Consider the following 15,061-nt stretch of genomic DNA (forward strand, 5'->3'; position numbering starts at 1 on the left):
CCTAGCTTTTATTTTTTAATGCTAACTCATAGTGTTTAGCGAAATCTTCTAAATAAAATGGAGATTCTTTATTGATAATGTCATCGGATAGCTTTTCATGAATATCCTCAAACCGCTTCCAACTTTGAGCATATTTCCTTGCTGGAATAACCTTATTAATAACCGTGTCTTTAGCTAAAGCTTCTGAGTATATCGACGTAGGTTCAACAAGCGACATAACACTTGAAACCGTACCCTCAACACCTTTCATTAACGCTTGTTCATGACTTTCTATATCACTAAACGCTTCTTTAATGGCAGCACTTGGCTTTAGGAAACTTGCAGTTTGACGGTTATATAAGTTATGAATTGCATCTTCTAAATTCGCAGAGAACTTCAGAGGATTATTTTCTGACTTCCGAAACGCAGTATGACTAAGTCGATTTGTTTGTTTAAATACCGCGCGATTGTGCAGCGTTTCCATTAAACCAACTAACATCAAAGAAAATGATTCCCCCAGCTGTTCAAACCATTGTTCTCTGTTGTCGCTGGGAATCATCGTTGGATCAATACCCGCTCCTTTAATGAACGCCGCAAGCTCACTATCAAATTTGGGAGTTGGCTGACGTTCTAGCTGACGTGGGGTTTCCGGTACAGGTGTAGGATCTACACTCTGTTTTTCTGGTTTGGGGATATCAATGAAATCATCGACTAATCCAATATCTAATTGAAAGTCAGAAGGAACACTCTCATTCAAAAGCTCACTGGCACTAAGGCCGAGGTCTACAAACTCTGCTTCAGATGAACTCGAGAATGCTTCAGGTTCTGAACTGGAACGAAAGTTACTTTCCTGATTATTGAATGCCTCAATGCTCGTTTGAATACTTACTGAAATTTGGTAATCCCCTAAACTAACCGTATCATCGTCGCTTAGTGCAATCTCATTTCCTTGGCCCACAGGTGTCACAGCGTTATTAACAAACGTGCCATTAGTTGATAAGTCTTTTATCAAGTATTTATCACCAAACTTGATGAGCTCTCCGTGAGTTCCAGATACTACTCTTTCAGGGTCTGGCAATGTCCAATCACATTGTTCAGACCGACCAAATGTAACCTTGGCATGCTCATCACTTGATTCAAACACAAACTCACTCTCTATCTCTGGAGTAAATTTGTGAAAACTTGTTATGGTTAAAACCAACTTCATGTAAACCTCGCCAAAGACCTGATAAATATTATTTTTAATTTTATTATTAGTCACTTTCTTATTAACAGTAAGATTAATAAAGATCTTAAATCTGCCATTGAAAATCATGCACGGAATAATGAATCATTTTTTTATCAAAGCAATCACGTATTGTTCAACAATTTTAATTATCCAACCAAGTTCAAATTTTTGACACTTAGACTTTCATCAATAAAAAAACGAATGTTAGTTTGGCCGCGAAATTCTAACATAATGACTTTTCATTGAGCAGAAAGGTATATATTCCCCCATCATTTATACGGAGTTCTTGTGATGGAAGACAGCAATAAAAACAATTCTATAAATAATAAAGATAGCGGAGACAAAACTAAAATTGTAAAGACTCAAAAACGAGACAATGCAATTCAATCAAATAAAGTTGCTAGCAATGAAGGCTCCGTTCAAAATAAAAATGAAACAAATACAAAACTGTCTCAAAAAGAAAACACTCCGTTAGTTAATAAGAAAATAAACAATAAAAATAACACATCAAATAATGACAAAGATGTTATTAATGAGAATTTAATAGGCACAACTGTCAAAAACCGATATGAAATCGAGTCGGTTCTTGGCCATGGCGGACTTTGTGATGTTTATTTAGCAAAAGATAAGATATTAGAATCTTCAGGTTCAGAAACCCCTTACGTAGCATTAAAGATTTTACAAAAAGAGTTTGCATCTCAACCAGAGACTGCACGCATGTTGATACGTGAAGCTCAGCAAACACAAAGATTAAGCCACCCTAATATTATTAGGGTTTTTGATTTTGGTGTTGATGGCGAAATATATTTCTTAGTGATGGAATATATTAACGGGGAAACATTAGAGAATTTAATACAACGTTCTAGGCCGCATGGGCTGAAGTTTAATGCAACTTTATCGATTCTAAATCAGGTACTTGACGCGCTGTCTTACGCCCATTCACTTGGTGTCGTGCATGCCGATTTAAAGCCCGCTAACGTCATTTTAACGTCTGAAGGTAATGTTAAATTACTCGACTTTGGTGTATCTAAAACTCATCAATTAAAGCAAGATCAATACGCAGCTAAACGTAAATCCGAAAATGTGGAGACTCTTGGTTATACTCCAAACTACGCATCGCTCAACTTGTTGTCGGGTAAAGAGCCAAACTTAAGCGACGATATGTTTGCGCTATTTTGTATTGCTTACGAGTTATTGAGTTGCAAGCATCCTTATTCAAGAACTCCTGTTAATGAAGCTCTCAAAAAGAAAATGAAGGTCTCGAAACCTGCTAATATGCCAGCATCTAAGTGGCCTATCTTTGCACGCGTGTTTTCAACTGGCATCATCCCCAAAGACCTTACCCCAGAGCAGTTAAAACAAAAGTTGAACATGCGATATTGGCCTATCGTTAGCGGTGTAGCTGCAAGCGTACTATTGGTTACCGGAATCGTATTTGGCTATCAACAACAACAAGAAACCATCTCTGATTTAGAAATAGCTATTAACAAGCAAAATGATCAGATTAATGGGCAGGAATGGTTGCTTGATACACCGCCAGAAAAAAGCTTGTCACTGATTAATAGTGAGAAAAACTTACACCCGGTGATTAAAGCTGGCTTACTACGACAGCATAAGAGCTACCTTCTAAGTGAGTTTGAATCTGAGATTGATCAGGTTCTGAATTCTGATGCTAACAACTATCCAAATTATGATGAAATCGAGTCTGTACTAAACAAAGCAAAAGCCTACTACCCTGACTCACATAAAATTGAAGTTCTGGCGTTAGATATTCAATCAAGCAAGCACTCCACATTGCTTTCGATAGCCAGACAAATCAATAGCCAACTGGAAAAGTCTCGATACAGTAAAGAAGAAGACAGTAAGTCCATCTATGAACTGAAAGATGAGTTAAATCAAATTCATCAGGATTACCCATTTACGCCAAGCTCATTATCTAGCGATGTTTTTGGTAAACACCTAACTGAAGCACTCAAAAATAAAGATGCTGCAGCACTTGTTGCGCTAATTAAGGTTGGGAATACTTTCTTCTCAAACGTTGAAGAGCATCAAAACAACTTAAAAATAAGCAACGCGATGAAAGATGCAGTTCTCGAAATGAAACTGTATGAGACCGCGCTAGACTCTAACGATCCTCTACCATTTCCGGACGAGGCTGCTCGAATTTTGTTCCAAGAGGAATTTGAAAACTTCTATTACCGCCTAGAAAAGGCAAGAACAACAACTCACCTCGATAACTTAGTGAAAGATGTTGATCAGTTTTCGAAGAACTTTCCTATCGGTTTTCAAGATATTAACGATTTGAGATTCAAAACTGCAGATAAATACCTGCGCTTCTCCGACATACTACTCAATAAGAGAAGGACCACAAGCGCAAGACGTGCAATGAAGAAGGCGAACGAGTTAATGAGGCAGGTAGAACAGGACTCCAAGCAAAGCTAATTGTACAAAAGGGGCGCAAGGCCCCTTTTTTGCGTCAAGCTACTTGCCATTATGCAACTAGGTTGCTAACTTGTATTTATACTCAATTAGGAGAGTTAACCTTGACTGAAGGAATAGTCAAAGTTGGCGAGCGCTTGGCTTACTTGTTTGATGATTACTTTAAACTAGGTAGACAAGACTGTTCCCAACCCAGCATTTTATTTGGAACCCACTATCACGTAACTTGTGTTGCCACGACACGAGTGCAAAATGCTTTGCACAAAAGATTAGATCATAGACACTTGTATATAAGTCAAAGTGTACCGAACAATAACTTTGTTTTTATGAGTCTAGCTCAAGTGATAAGCACACTGTTCAGCGCTCAACTCCCCCCACTTCAACGTTCCTATCCGATACATTTTTCTACCTCGCGGTTAGTCAGAGGTAAACATGATTAATTTTGATGTTCTCAATAAATACATGGAGAACGACGTAGATCTTATCGTCACCGTTTTTTCCACATACTTAGAAGACCACGCCAATGACATACAGCGTATCAATGAGTTGTACGCAAACAAATGTTGGCCGGAACTCTACTTATTGGCTCACAGTCTAAAGGGCATTCTAGAGAGCTTTGGTGAAGAAACCGCTGTCATTGTTTTCACAAAAATAGAAGCAGAAACAAGAAACGATAACGAGCCAGATAGCTCAGATATAGCTATAGTTTCTAAAGAGCTAGCTGCCATTAATCAACAAATCTTTGCTTACTTGAAGAATATGCAATAAAACAAATTAAGGCTTAACTGGGGGAAATATGGCAATGAACAATAGCAATTTCAAGGAGCTGATTGAGTCTCTCAAAGACTTAACGCCAACTCAAAAGAGGTACTTGCTTAGTCGTACAAAGATGGCGTTAGATGATGAGAGCAATATGCTAAACATCAGTGATATACTGACACCAGAAGAGTTGGAAGCATTATTGTCGCCTGCACCAACCACAAATACAAAATAACAATAACATACAACGTAACCGTCAGATTAACGCTAGGGACCAGGTGGGATGAATAGATCTTGCTTGGTTGTTAGTTTTTCGCCGCTCCTCTTCACTAAAACAAACGTGTTTTTTCCAATCTCTTTTTCTAACTTGAACTGGTCAGATAATTGAGCGACTAACATCAGTCCACGACCTGAAGCAGACCAACTATCATCATCCACTAAGTTAGGAGCCTCAATCTGTTTATTTTTATGTTGGTTGAATGTCATTTCATTGATTGACGCTCCGTAGTCAGAAACCCTAAGTTCAATGAAATCTGACATTTGGTCACATCTAATCCTACACTCCACGTCTATCGGCTTGCCTTCAATTTCACTGTAAGAATGGATGTAAGCATTGTTCATAAGCTCAACAACACAAAGCTCCAACGACTGAGCCGTACTTAACGATACTTGATTATCCATTAAAAACTTAGCAACCTCTTTGCTCGCACTTCGAGAGCGAGTAAGGGATCCACCGTAAGTTCGTTTAAACTCGCTCTGGAACATTTTTTTCCTTTATCCCTAGGCTATCAGCCACGCCACCTTACTTGTAAAAGACTCGCATCATCATCAAACTCATCTTTGTTCTGCCAAGATTGTACTTGTTCAAAGACACATCTAGCCTGCACTTCTGCTTCTAATTGCGAAGTACAAACAGCTTTTATACTTGATGCCAACCTTTGTACTGAAAACATCTCGTCACCTCTCCTCGCTTCTATCAAACCATCCGAATAAAGCCATACTACATCCCCCTCACTCAGAATAATTTGATTACCAACGTACTCCATCGGCTGCAAAGCGCCAATCATAAAGTTGTCTTCACCCGCCAGCTCTGTAGTTTCGGTGCTCGCTCGCCAAACAAGGAACTTAGGATGACCAGCAGTACAATAGCGAAGTTGTCCTGATTCTGTATTAAGAATGGCATAAACCATGGTGAAATAAAGCTGACTGTTCCTAGTTTGCTGATACCGTCGGTTTAGCCGATCAATAACGGCTGCTGGTTCACTGATACAGTAGTCGCCATCTCTTAGTTCCATGGTTATCGAATCAGGTCCCAGATTTTGAGATAACGTCTGTTGGATAGAAAAAGCCATCAAAGCAGACGAAACACCATGACCTGAAACATCGAAAACATAAAATGCGACATGTTGTTCATCAAGCTCAAAATACCCCAACATGTCACCACCAATCTGGGAGCACGGTTTGTAGGCGTAACTAAATTGCATGTTCTGAATAGACGACTCTGCTGGGAGCAGTTGCTCCATCAGGTGACTAGCAGACTGTAAATCTTGATGGATCATTCGATAGGCTGCATCTAACTCTTTATTTCTCTCAACGAGTTTGTTGTGCAGTTCTAAAGTACGAAACCCCGCACGGATTCTGGCCTGAAGCTCCTCTACAGACGTTTTCTTATCCACAAAGTCATCTGCGCCAGCATCGATGCCTTTCACGATCGAGCTTTGGTCATTTCTAGAGGACAATAAAACAAAGAAAATGTAACGTTCACTAACTTGCGATTTTAATTGCCGACACAGCTCAATACCATTAATGCCAGGCATCATTAAGTCACTAAGTACAAACTGAATATCTTTGCGATAAGTCAGCACTTCAAGTGCGGATTGTCCGTCTTCAACAGCAATAACTTCATATCCCTGCTTTTCTAATGCACTGCTGATATAAAGTAGTACTGTTTTACTGTCATCGACCAAAAGAATGGATTTCATTCGCCTCCTTAAGACGGTAGTCGGGCACGCTAACGTAGAACACTAGTCACTGATTGCTCATTTCTAAAACGACTATAATCTTCAGCTAATAACTGGTGTTGATATCGAGTGTAGGACAGCGCCTCATTGGAGATTAATATCTGATGTTCTTTCTCTATTAACTGACTTTGCAGTTTTTCAATCTGTTCATTCTGCTGTGTGTTATTGAGGTACAGCGCGACGAGACCAAAGACCGAAACCATTAAAAGAGCAATAAGAACATTATTGATAGTTTTAACTTGAATACGCATGACCTCTCCTTGTCTATTAATAGACTTCCCACTATGAAAAGAACGTCTACAGACTAAGAGCGCTAGGCTCTAAAACGCATTGAAGCCCATTGAGGTTGTTTTTCCAATTATAGGCGATAGGAGACAAAATAAGAAAAAAGCTGAAGAATTTGAATATCCTTGTGAATTCGAAAGGCAATAGCAGCGAGCAATGATCTACTCGCTGCTGGTACATCAACTTAGAAATGCAGGCCGAGCTGAAACTAGCTCATACCAACGCGCAATGTTTGGTGCAGTAGTAAACACATCGATTTCTAGGCCTTTAATTGCAAAACCAATCAAAATAAAGCCTGTAATATCGACGATAGTAAAATGGTCAGCGGCAATGAACTCGCTTTCACCAAGTCGCTTATCTAACAACGGTAAAAACTCTTGCACGCGTTGCTTGGACTCTTCGCCCCACTCTTTAACACAACGCTCTCTATCTTCATAGATAGCTGTGATGTTTCTAAATGCTTGAAAAGCAGCATACAGACCTTGAAACTCCACCACGCGATGCCACATTTCCACTTGCGCGCGCTCAAGTTGGTTTGCCCCAAACAGAGCTAAATTATTTTCAAACGCTTCATCCAGATAACGACAAATTGCGACGCTCTCACAAATCGTCGTGCCATCTTCAAGCTCAAGCAATGGCACTTTTCCATTGACGCTTTTTTGCTTGAAATCTTCCGCTAGATTTTCGCCGTCACGCACATTTAAAGCGATGCGTTCAACATCGCCACCAATTTCCTTTAAAAAAATGCTAACTCGCTTACAACTTGGAGTTATCGCGGTTTCGTAGAGCTTCATTTTATATCCTTTTTCTTTTTCTAACCGATTGGTTAGGATATACTGTATCCAGTTTATAAACGATCAGTCAAGAACTTCATTTCCCAGAAGTTGTTCAATAAGTTTAGGAGTGGTTTGAGAAAAACCGCTCAGGTAGGTACGCATATGGCAAGAAAAGCCAACTTCGATCGAGAAGAAAAACTATTAGTCGCTATGGACGTTTTTTGGCGCAAAGGTTTCGCTAATACATCCATTTCTGATCTCACCGACGAGTTGAACATCAACCGCTTCAGTCTTTACAACACCTACGGTGACAAGCAACAGCTCTACTACGAAGCGCTCGATACTTACTTGAAAAAAATCTCGCTACCCTCACTGAATGATTTGGAAAAAGACGATGCGTCTTTACCCGAGTTGGAATCGTTCCTTAAATCTTTTGCTGAGCTGCAACGCAAACGCAACTGTGGGTGTTTTATTCAAAATGCGTTGATTGAGCACGCTGGTGAAGACGATGACGTACTGCGCAAAGGGCATTTTTTGTTTGACCATCTTATCGACATCATTGCGGATTCACTAACCAATGCGCAAAAAGAAACCTTAGTGCCGAAAACGCTGAAACCAGAAGAGCTCGCTCGTTTCGTTCTCAACAACATGCAAGGTATGCGCGTACTTGGCAAAGCCAAACGTTATGCAGACTTGGATACGGCGCTTTCCTGCTTGCTGGTTTTAATTAGGAAGTAATATGTCGATTGAAGTGATAGCAGTTCGTCTTACCAAAGGCATGGACTTAAAGCTGAGCCTAGCGAAATTGGTCGAGAAGCACGGTATCAAAGCAGGCTCGATTGCCTCATGCGTTGGCTGTGTCTCTGACCTCAATCTTCGTTTGGCAGGTGCAGAGTGTACGTTAACCAAACAAGAGCTATTTGAAATCGTCTCTGTGATGGGAACACTGACGCCTGAACATCAGCACGTTCATATCTCGGTGTCTGATCGTGATGGACGAGTCTGGGGCGGGCATTTAATGGAAGGCACGGTTATAGACACCACCGCAGAATTGATCATCCATTCTTATCCAGAACTTGAGTTTACCAGAGCGATGGACGACTCGACTGGCTATACCGAACTGCAAGTGAATTCTTGCAAATAGTCAAAAGCTCCAGAGCCACACTGTGCTGTCTCTGGAGCCTTATTCGCTTGTCTCTTACGCCAATAATTTATTCATATCGAGCAAGCTAATTTCGAGAATCATTCTTCGACTAAGTAACAAACCTGATTATCGTCGACCGTTACTTGCCACGTTTTTAGACCGTGCGCTTCGTCTTCCAAACACTGCCCGCTCTTTAGGCTGAAATGCTGTTTGTACAGTGGTGACGCAACACACATCTCACCATCAATATCGCCGACAATCCCTCGACTCATCACATAAGCCTTACCAATTGGGTCCCAATCCTGAACAGCGTAAACACCGTTATCGGGAATGTAGAATAACGCGACATTCTCGCCTTCAATCAATACAGTGGCACCGATAAACGGCATCAAGTCATCAAGCTGACACACTTTCACTTTGGTTAACGCTGCCATTTACACCTCCTGTTTCACTGGAATACGCTGACCGCGCACACGTTGGTACGGCAAGACTTTGCTGCCCGACGTGCTGTTCAAGAAAGGACGGAAGCGTTGCAATTTTTGAGGATTATCCAACGTACTCTTCCACTCACATTGATAGGTATCTACGACTCGTGCCATTTGCTCATCCAATGAGTCACATAGGTTGAGAGAGTCATCCAAAATCACTTGTTTAAGGTAGTCTAAGCCCCCTTCCATGTTCTCCATCCACACGGACGTGCGCTGTAAGCGATCAGCGGTGCTGACGTAGAACATCAAAACCCGGTCGATCATGGTGATCAACTCTGATTTAGATAAGTCGGATGCAAACAAATCCGCGTGTCGTGGTCTCATGCCGCCATTACCACAAACGTATAGATTCCAGCCGTTTTCAGTGGCGATCACCCCAATGTCTTTACTTTGCGCTTCTGCACACTCGCGAGTACAGCCCGATACGGCAAACTTAAGCTTATGGGGCGCTCGCAATCCTTTGTAGCGGTTCTCTAACTCAATGGCTAATCCGACCGAGTCATCAACACCATAGCGACACCAAGTAGAACCGACGCAAGATTTCACGGTGCGCACCGATTTGCCGTAGGCGTGCCCTGTTTCAAAACCAGCATCAATTAAGGTTTGCCAGATTTCAGGAAGCTGTTCTAACTGCGCGCCAAATAAATCCACGCGCTGACCGCCAGTGATCTTGGTGTACAAATCATATTGCTGCGCAACTTCGCCTAGTACGATAAGTTTGTCTGGTGTAATTTCGCCGCCCGGAACACGAGGCACAATCGAGTAAGAGCCATCTTTTTGCAGATTAGCCATAAAAGCATCGTTAGAATCTTGTAGAGACTGATGCTGCGGCTCCATGATGTGTTCATTCCACAAAGAAGCAAACACAGATGCTGCTGTCGGCTTACAGATATCACACCCATGCCCTTTGCCATGCAGTGCGATTAAGGTGTCGAAGTCTTTGATCTGTTCCACTTGGCAAATATGGAACATCTCTTGGCGACTGAGATCAAAGTGCTCACAAAGGTGGTTGTTAACCTCTACCCCCATGGCTGCCAATTGCGTATCCAATACCGACTTCACCATATTGCTACAGCCACCACAGCCAGTACCGGCTTTAGTATTGGCTTTAAGGTCTGTCAGGTTGGTAGTGCCAGCTTGAATCTCGGCAATTAAGTCACCTTTTGTGACGTTGTGACAAGAACAGATGATAGCGCTGTCTGGCATCTCTCCGTCCAGCATTCCGGTATCAAAAAGCAGATTCGCCGCGTGGTCTGGCAGAACTGTTTTGTTCAAATAACACTGCAAAAGCGCATCGTAGTCGCTGTTGTCACCGACGAGAATCGCACCAAGCAATTGGGTGCCGCTCGCATCAACCACCAGCTTTTTGTAGATACCTGCAACCGCATCTTGCAACACCATTTCCTGTGCGCCTTCGGTTTGCATTTGTGCATCGCCGATAGACGCCACATCCACCCCAAGCAGCTTGAGCTTGGTGCTCATGTCCGCACCTTTAAAACCTTCACTCGGCATTCCAGTCAAGACATCGGCAGTGGTTCTCGCCATGGTGTAACCGGGTGCGACTAAGCCAAAGATCTTTTGCTCCCACAGCGCACATTCGCCAATCGCGTATATGTTCTCATCGCTGGTTTGGCATTGGTTGTTAATCACAATGCCACCTCGCTCGCCTACTTCTAGCTCAGCCAGCCTTGCTAACTCATCTTGAGGGCGAATGCCTGCGGAGAAGACAATCACATCCACTTCGAGAGGATCTTTGTCTTTAAACACCATACGATGCTTAGCCGTTTCACCATCGCAGATTCGCTCCGTACCCGTCGAGGTATGTACGGTTAACCCTAGCGCTTCAATCTTCTCTTTTAGCACTAAGCCGGCACCATCATCTAACTGCACGGGCATCAGACGTGGCGCAAATTCAATAACGTGAGTTTCTAACCCCAATAGTTTGAGTGCGTTTGCCGCTTCTAAACCCAACAAGCCACCGCCAATCACTGCGCCCGTTCTTGCGTCTTCACATGCCTTTTTGATTTGTGAAAGATCATCAAGCGTGCGGTAGACAAACACGTTATCGCGGTCTTTACCTTCAATTGGAGGCACAAATGGGTACGAACCGGTCGCGAGCACGAGTTGGTCGTAACCCAGCACATCTTCACCATCAAGCAGAATGCGCTTTTGCTCTCTATCGATGCCTGTTACTTGGCTGCCAAGTACGAGTTGGATGCCATGCATGTCGTACCATTCTTGGTTACTCAGCATTAAATCATCATGAGACTTACCCGCAAACAAAGAGGACAACTGTACACGGTCATACGCGATAAAACGCTCTGCACCAATCACGGTAATTCGGTTCTCCAAATGCGCGTTTTTCTGCACTAACTGCTCGACGAGGTGTTGCCCGACCATACCGTTACCTACCACAACGATGTGGCTCAATGCGTTCTTTACTGGAATCGTTAAAGGACTGTTCATCGCTGCCTCCTTATGCCGTTTGCGCTGCGGTTTTGGATTTGTCTTCTTTCGAAGCAGGAATCTCGACTTTGGATTGCTTCTCGTAAAGGAACTTCAACACCGCTTGTCGACACTTCTGGTACTGCGCATCATCCGCCAGTGCCACACGCTCACGAGGGCGAGGTAGATTCACTTCTAACACTTCACCAATGGTTGCCGCCGGTCCATTGGTCATCATCACGATTTTGTCAGATAACAACACCGCCTCATCCACATCGTGGGTAATCATGATGACGGTGTTGTTTAGCTCGGCTTGAATCTTCATCAGTGCATCCTGTAGGTGTGCACGTGTTAACGCATCCAACGCACCAAATGGCTCATCCATCAGCAGAACCTTTGGTTGAAGTGCCAGTGCTCTGGCGATGCCGACTCGCTGCTTCATACCACCCGAGATTTCATCCGGCTTTTTGTGCGCGGCATGCTGCATCTGAATCAAATCCAAATAGTGATTCACTTGCTCCTGAATCCACACTTTGCCCTTTTTGCCGGCAATTTGTTTTACTGCGAGCTCAACGTTTTGATACACGGTGAGCCAAGGCAATAATGAATGGTTTTGGAACACCACCGCGCGGTCTGGTCCCGGTCCAGCTACTTCTCGTCCATCGACGATCACGCCGCCGTCTGTTGGCATGTGCAGTCCTGCGACTAAGTTCAATACCGTTGATTTACCGCAACCAGAGTGACCAATCAGCGATACAAACTCGCCTTTATTGATTTGTAAATCGACGTTCTTTAACGCGATGAACTCGCCATCTGGCGTTGGGAATCGCATCCCTAAACGCGTTAGATCTAATAATGCTTTTTCCATGATCGTTTCCCTTATCTCAACGCTTGTTGTTTATTCCAAGACAGCCACTTTTGAAGTTGCAGCATGCCTCTATCGAGCATCAAACCAATAAAGCCGATAGTGATGACCGCCACCATGATGCGACCCAATGATGCCGAACTTCCGTTTTGGAACTCATCCCAAACAAACTTGCCTAACCCAGGGTTTTGCGCGAGCATTTCTGCCGCAATCAATACCATCCAAGCAATACCTAAAGAGAGACGTAAACCGGTGAAAATCATTGGAATGGCAGAAGGTAAAACGATAGTGCGAATGTGCTGCCACCACGAAAGTTGGAGCACTTTGCTCACGTTGATTAAGTCTTTATCAACGCTCGTTACACCCACAGCTGTATTAATCAGCGTCGGCCATAAGCTACACAGCGCCACTGTGATCAGAGAGTTAATGAACGACTTCGCAAAGATCGGGTCATCACTCACATAAGTAGCACTCACCACCATGGTTACGATAGGCAGCCATGCCAAAGGTGATACAGGCTTGAGCAATTGAATGATTGGGTTGAACGCTTGATACAGCCCTTGATTAAGACCAAGCACGATACCAAGCGGAATCGCAATGACCGTCGCCAGAAAAAAGCCCGCAGTCACAGTCACTAAGCTTGTTATGATTTGATCGAAGAACGTCGGTTTACCAGTGTAAGGACGAATCTTCACTTCAGCGTCCGGATTCTTGGCTAACTTCGCAGCATTGCGTTTTTCCTGACGTTCGATAAACGCTTGTTCCTTTTCTCGCTCTTGCCAATGGTCATCGACAAGGTTGCTGAACTGCTGAAAAGTTTGCACAGGTCCCGGTAGCGTACCTAATGAAGTTTGCACTTCTCTCGCTGCTAAGTGCCACATTGCCAAAAAGATAAGCAAACCAATGACGGGCAAAAGCACCAACCGACTTCGGTTCACTACCTGCTTAGCAGGAAAAAGGGAAATGACATTACTAGACATACTCACTCCTAAGAAATTTACATCCTTGTTGCCACAAGCGAATCCTCTCGCCTGTGGCGTTTATCTTTATCGTTATGGTTAAACCTTGTCTTTTCCTTTAAGCCCGATAGAGAACTTCTCCAGATATTTATTTGGCTCACGACCGTCATAAACGATGTTGTCGATAAAGTGTGTTTGTGGCGCACGGAAACCATCTTCAGCACTAAAATCTGGGAAGTCTTTTTTGCTCAACACACCATCTTCAATTAGCGCTTGGGCCGCTTGTTGGTAGATATCTGGACGGTAAACCTCTTTTGCGACATCCATGTACCAATCATCGGATTTCTCGCTTGAGATCTGTCCCCAGCGACGCATTTGGGTCAGGTACCAAATCGCATCGCTGTAATACGGATACGTGGCGTTATAACGGAAGAACACGTTGAAGTCTGGCACGTCTCGTTTGTCGCCTTTCTCGTATTCAAATGTGCCCGTCATCGAGTTGGCGATAACTTCGGCATCGGCTCCCACATACTCGCTTTTTGATAGCATCTTCACTGCTTCTTGGCGGTTGGCATTGTCGTTTTCATCCAACCAATGTGCAGCTCGAATCAAGGCTTTCACTACGCGAATGTGCGTGTTTGGATACTTCTCAGCCCAAGCTTTGGAAACACCAAATACTTTCTCTGGGTTGTTCTTCCAGATTTCGTAGTCGGTCACGACGGGCGTACCAATGCCTTTGAATACGGCTTGTTGGTTCCATGGTTCGCCTACGCAGTACCCTTTGATCGTGCCCGCTTCCATTGTCGCTGGCATTTGTGGTGGCGGTGTAACACTCAAAAGAACGTCAGCATCCAACTGGCCACTGTTGTCACCGGATTCTGGTGCATAAAAGCCTGGATGAATCCCACCTGCCGCTAACCAGTATCGCAACTCGTAGTTGTGCGTCGATACAGGGAACACCATGCCCATGTTGAACGGGTTGCCTTTATCCAGATAGCTGTCGACAACTGGTTTTAAGGCATCTGCTTTGATTGGGTGAACAGGCTTGCCATCTGGTTGTTTTGGAATGTACTGCTTCATCTGCTCCCAAGTATCATTGGAAACCGTGATTGCGTTACCGTTCAAATCCATACTGAACGCGGTAATCACTTCTGCTTTTGTGCCGACACCAATCGTCGCGCCCAATGGTTGACCAGCAAGCATGTGAGCGCCAGCAAGCTCACCATCGATGACTCGGTCTAAGAGCACCTTCCAGTTTGCTTGCGCTTCTAAAGTGACGTACAAGCCTTCGTCTTCAAAAAAGCCTTTCTCATAAGCAACCGCCAGCGGTGCCATATCGGTTAACTTAATAAAACCAAACTTCAGGTCTTCAATTTCTGGCTCACCCAACTCTGCCTTTACGCTGACCGTGGTGAATACCGATAACGAAATTGCTGACACTTTCAGCATCGAACTCCATTTCATTGGTTTGCTCCCATAAAAAAAGCGCCACTACTCCGAAGAGCAGTAGCGCCGTTGCTAAGTCTACAATTACCGCCGTTGATAATTGAGATAAGCGATTCAACAATAAACCCGTTTTAACTAATCCAAGTACTGTGCCAACTTATTTTCTACTTTAAATACAGCACATTAGAGTCTATCCTCGTAACCAAGCAACTGTTTTTGCTTGCTGT

Annotated in this window: 15 protein-coding genes; 5 read left to right on the forward strand and 10 right to left on the reverse strand. The window is 43.5% G+C overall.

Annotation, left to right across the window (positions count from 1 at the left end):
- Position 1: 1 nt before the first annotated feature.
- Positions 2–1,186: a type VI secretion system-associated FHA domain protein TagH gene (gene tagH / locus NDJ01_RS23855; RefSeq protein ID WP_258587575.1), complete on the reverse strand. Its 1,185-nt coding sequence runs from the start codon at positions 1,184–1,186 to the stop codon at positions 2–4.
- Positions 1,187–1,498: 312 nt separating this feature from the next.
- Between tagH and NDJ01_RS23860 the strand changes: the two genes are divergently transcribed.
- From NDJ01_RS23860 to NDJ01_RS23870, 3 genes are all read left to right on the forward strand, one after another.
- The gene (locus tag NDJ01_RS23860) at positions 1,499–3,649 is read left to right on the forward strand and encodes a serine/threonine-protein kinase (protein WP_258587486.1); all 2,151 of its coding nucleotides are present in this window, start codon (positions 1,499–1,501) and stop codon (positions 3,647–3,649) included.
- A gap of 429 nt (positions 3,650–4,078) precedes the next feature.
- Complete coding sequence (locus NDJ01_RS23865; RefSeq protein WP_258587487.1) at positions 4,079–4,414, forward strand: Hpt domain-containing protein; 336 nt, start codon at positions 4,079–4,081, stop codon at positions 4,412–4,414.
- 34 nt (positions 4,415–4,448) lie between these two features.
- Positions 4,449–4,640 carry a hypothetical protein gene (locus tag NDJ01_RS23870; protein ID WP_012842175.1) on the forward strand — a complete coding sequence of 64 codons (192 nt, stop codon included), beginning with the start codon at positions 4,449–4,451 and terminating at the stop codon, positions 4,638–4,640.
- Positions 4,641–4,672: 32 nt separating this feature from the next.
- Here the strand turns inward: NDJ01_RS23870 and NDJ01_RS23875 are convergent, their stop codons facing one another.
- From NDJ01_RS23875 to NDJ01_RS23890, 4 genes are all read right to left on the reverse strand, one after another.
- Entirely contained in the window at positions 4,673–5,170 is a 498-nt protein-coding gene (locus NDJ01_RS23875; protein ID WP_258587488.1) for an ATP-binding protein, read from the reverse strand.
- A 23-nt stretch (positions 5,171–5,193) separates the two neighbouring features.
- Positions 5,194–6,387, reverse strand: a complete 1,194-nt coding sequence (locus NDJ01_RS23880; RefSeq protein ID WP_258587489.1) for a PP2C family protein-serine/threonine phosphatase — start codon at positions 6,385–6,387, stop codon at positions 5,194–5,196.
- A gap of 29 nt (positions 6,388–6,416) precedes the next feature.
- Complete coding sequence (locus NDJ01_RS23885) at positions 6,417–6,677, reverse strand: hypothetical protein (protein WP_005395662.1); 261 nt, start codon at positions 6,675–6,677, stop codon at positions 6,417–6,419.
- A 213-nt stretch (positions 6,678–6,890) separates the two neighbouring features.
- Positions 6,891–7,505 (reverse strand): glutathione S-transferase, encoded by a 615-nt coding sequence (locus NDJ01_RS23890; protein WP_258587490.1) that lies wholly within the window; start codon positions 7,503–7,505, stop codon positions 6,891–6,893.
- A gap of 144 nt (positions 7,506–7,649) precedes the next feature.
- On the opposite strand from NDJ01_RS23890, the gene NDJ01_RS23895 reads away from it, so the two are divergent.
- Together NDJ01_RS23895 and NDJ01_RS23900 are read left to right on the forward strand one after the other, a co-directional pair.
- The gene (locus NDJ01_RS23895) at positions 7,650–8,225 is read left to right on the forward strand and encodes a TetR/AcrR family transcriptional regulator (RefSeq protein WP_046875345.1); all 576 of its coding nucleotides are present in this window, start codon (positions 7,650–7,652) and stop codon (positions 8,223–8,225) included.
- Between the two features lies 1 nt (position 8,226).
- Positions 8,227–8,631, forward strand: a complete 405-nt coding sequence (locus NDJ01_RS23900) for a PPC domain-containing DNA-binding protein (RefSeq protein ID WP_258587491.1) — start codon at positions 8,227–8,229, stop codon at positions 8,629–8,631.
- A gap of 98 nt (positions 8,632–8,729) precedes the next feature.
- Here the strand turns inward: NDJ01_RS23900 and nirD are convergent, their stop codons facing one another.
- The 5 genes from nirD to NDJ01_RS23925 all read right to left on the reverse strand — a co-directional run bounded on the left by nirD (position 8,730) and on the right by NDJ01_RS23925 (position 14,852).
- A complete protein-coding gene (nirD, locus tag NDJ01_RS23905; protein ID WP_258587492.1) occupies positions 8,730–9,065 on the reverse strand; it encodes a nitrite reductase small subunit NirD in 336 nt (111 codons plus the stop codon).
- Positions 9,066–11,585 carry a nitrite reductase large subunit NirB gene (gene nirB / locus NDJ01_RS23910; protein WP_258587493.1) on the reverse strand — a complete coding sequence of 840 codons (2,520 nt, stop codon included), beginning with the start codon at positions 11,583–11,585 and terminating at the stop codon, positions 9,066–9,068.
- 10 nt (positions 11,586–11,595) lie between these two features.
- Positions 11,596–12,432 (reverse strand): ABC transporter ATP-binding protein, encoded by an 837-nt coding sequence (locus tag NDJ01_RS23915; protein WP_228089337.1) that lies wholly within the window; start codon positions 12,430–12,432, stop codon positions 11,596–11,598.
- An 11-nt stretch (positions 12,433–12,443) separates the two neighbouring features.
- Positions 12,444–13,409: an ABC transporter permease gene (locus NDJ01_RS23920; protein WP_258587494.1), complete on the reverse strand. Its 966-nt coding sequence runs from the start codon at positions 13,407–13,409 to the stop codon at positions 12,444–12,446.
- Between the two features lie 78 nt (positions 13,410–13,487).
- Entirely contained in the window at positions 13,488–14,852 is a 1,365-nt protein-coding gene (locus NDJ01_RS23925) for a CmpA/NrtA family ABC transporter substrate-binding protein (RefSeq protein WP_258587495.1), read from the reverse strand.
- Positions 14,853–15,061: the final 209 nt, after the last annotated feature.

The organism is Vibrio sp. HS-50-1 (genome assembly GCF_024747315.1).
Lineage (GTDB): Bacteria > Pseudomonadota > Gammaproteobacteria > Enterobacterales > Vibrionaceae > Vibrio > Vibrio diabolicus.

Bases quoted from the DNA above. Each gene is read 5' to 3' on its own strand.
- NDJ01_RS23900 (WP_258587491.1), top strand. From the start codon at position 8,227: ATGTCGATTGAAGTGATAGCAGTTCGTCTTACCAAAGGCATGGACTTA.
- NDJ01_RS23875 (WP_258587488.1), bottom strand. From the start codon at position 5,170: ATGTTCCAGAGCGAGTTTAAACGAACTTACGGTGGATCCCTTACTCGC.
- NDJ01_RS23870 (WP_012842175.1), top strand. From the start codon at position 4,449: ATGAACAATAGCAATTTCAAGGAGCTGATTGAGTCTCTCAAAGACTTA.
- NDJ01_RS23860 (WP_258587486.1), top strand. From the start codon at position 1,499: ATGGAAGACAGCAATAAAAACAATTCTATAAATAATAAAGATAGCGGA.
- NDJ01_RS23890 (WP_258587490.1), bottom strand. From the start codon at position 7,505: ATGAAGCTCTACGAAACCGCGATAACTCCAAGTTGTAAGCGAGTTAGC.
- NDJ01_RS23885 (WP_005395662.1), bottom strand. From the start codon at position 6,677: ATGCGTATTCAAGTTAAAACTATCAATAATGTTCTTATTGCTCTTTTA.
- nirD (WP_258587492.1), bottom strand. From the start codon at position 9,065: ATGGCAGCGTTAACCAAAGTGAAAGTGTGTCAGCTTGATGACTTGATG.
- NDJ01_RS23880 (WP_258587489.1), bottom strand. From the start codon at position 6,387: ATGAAATCCATTCTTTTGGTCGATGACAGTAAAACAGTACTACTTTAT.
- NDJ01_RS23920 (WP_258587494.1), bottom strand. From the start codon at position 13,409: ATGTCTAGTAATGTCATTTCCCTTTTTCCTGCTAAGCAGGTAGTGAAC.
- nirB (WP_258587493.1), bottom strand. From the start codon at position 11,585: ATGAACAGTCCTTTAACGATTCCAGTAAAGAACGCATTGAGCCACATC.
- NDJ01_RS23895 (WP_046875345.1), top strand. From the start codon at position 7,650: ATGGCAAGAAAAGCCAACTTCGATCGAGAAGAAAAACTATTAGTCGCT.
- NDJ01_RS23865 (WP_258587487.1), top strand. From the start codon at position 4,079: ATGATTAATTTTGATGTTCTCAATAAATACATGGAGAACGACGTAGAT.
- tagH (WP_258587575.1), bottom strand. From the start codon at position 1,186: ATGAAGTTGGTTTTAACCATAACAAGTTTTCACAAATTTACTCCAGAG.
- NDJ01_RS23925 (WP_258587495.1), bottom strand. From the start codon at position 14,852: ATGAAATGGAGTTCGATGCTGAAAGTGTCAGCAATTTCGTTATCGGTA.
- NDJ01_RS23915 (WP_228089337.1), bottom strand. From the start codon at position 12,432: ATGGAAAAAGCATTATTAGATCTAACGCGTTTAGGGATGCGATTCCCA.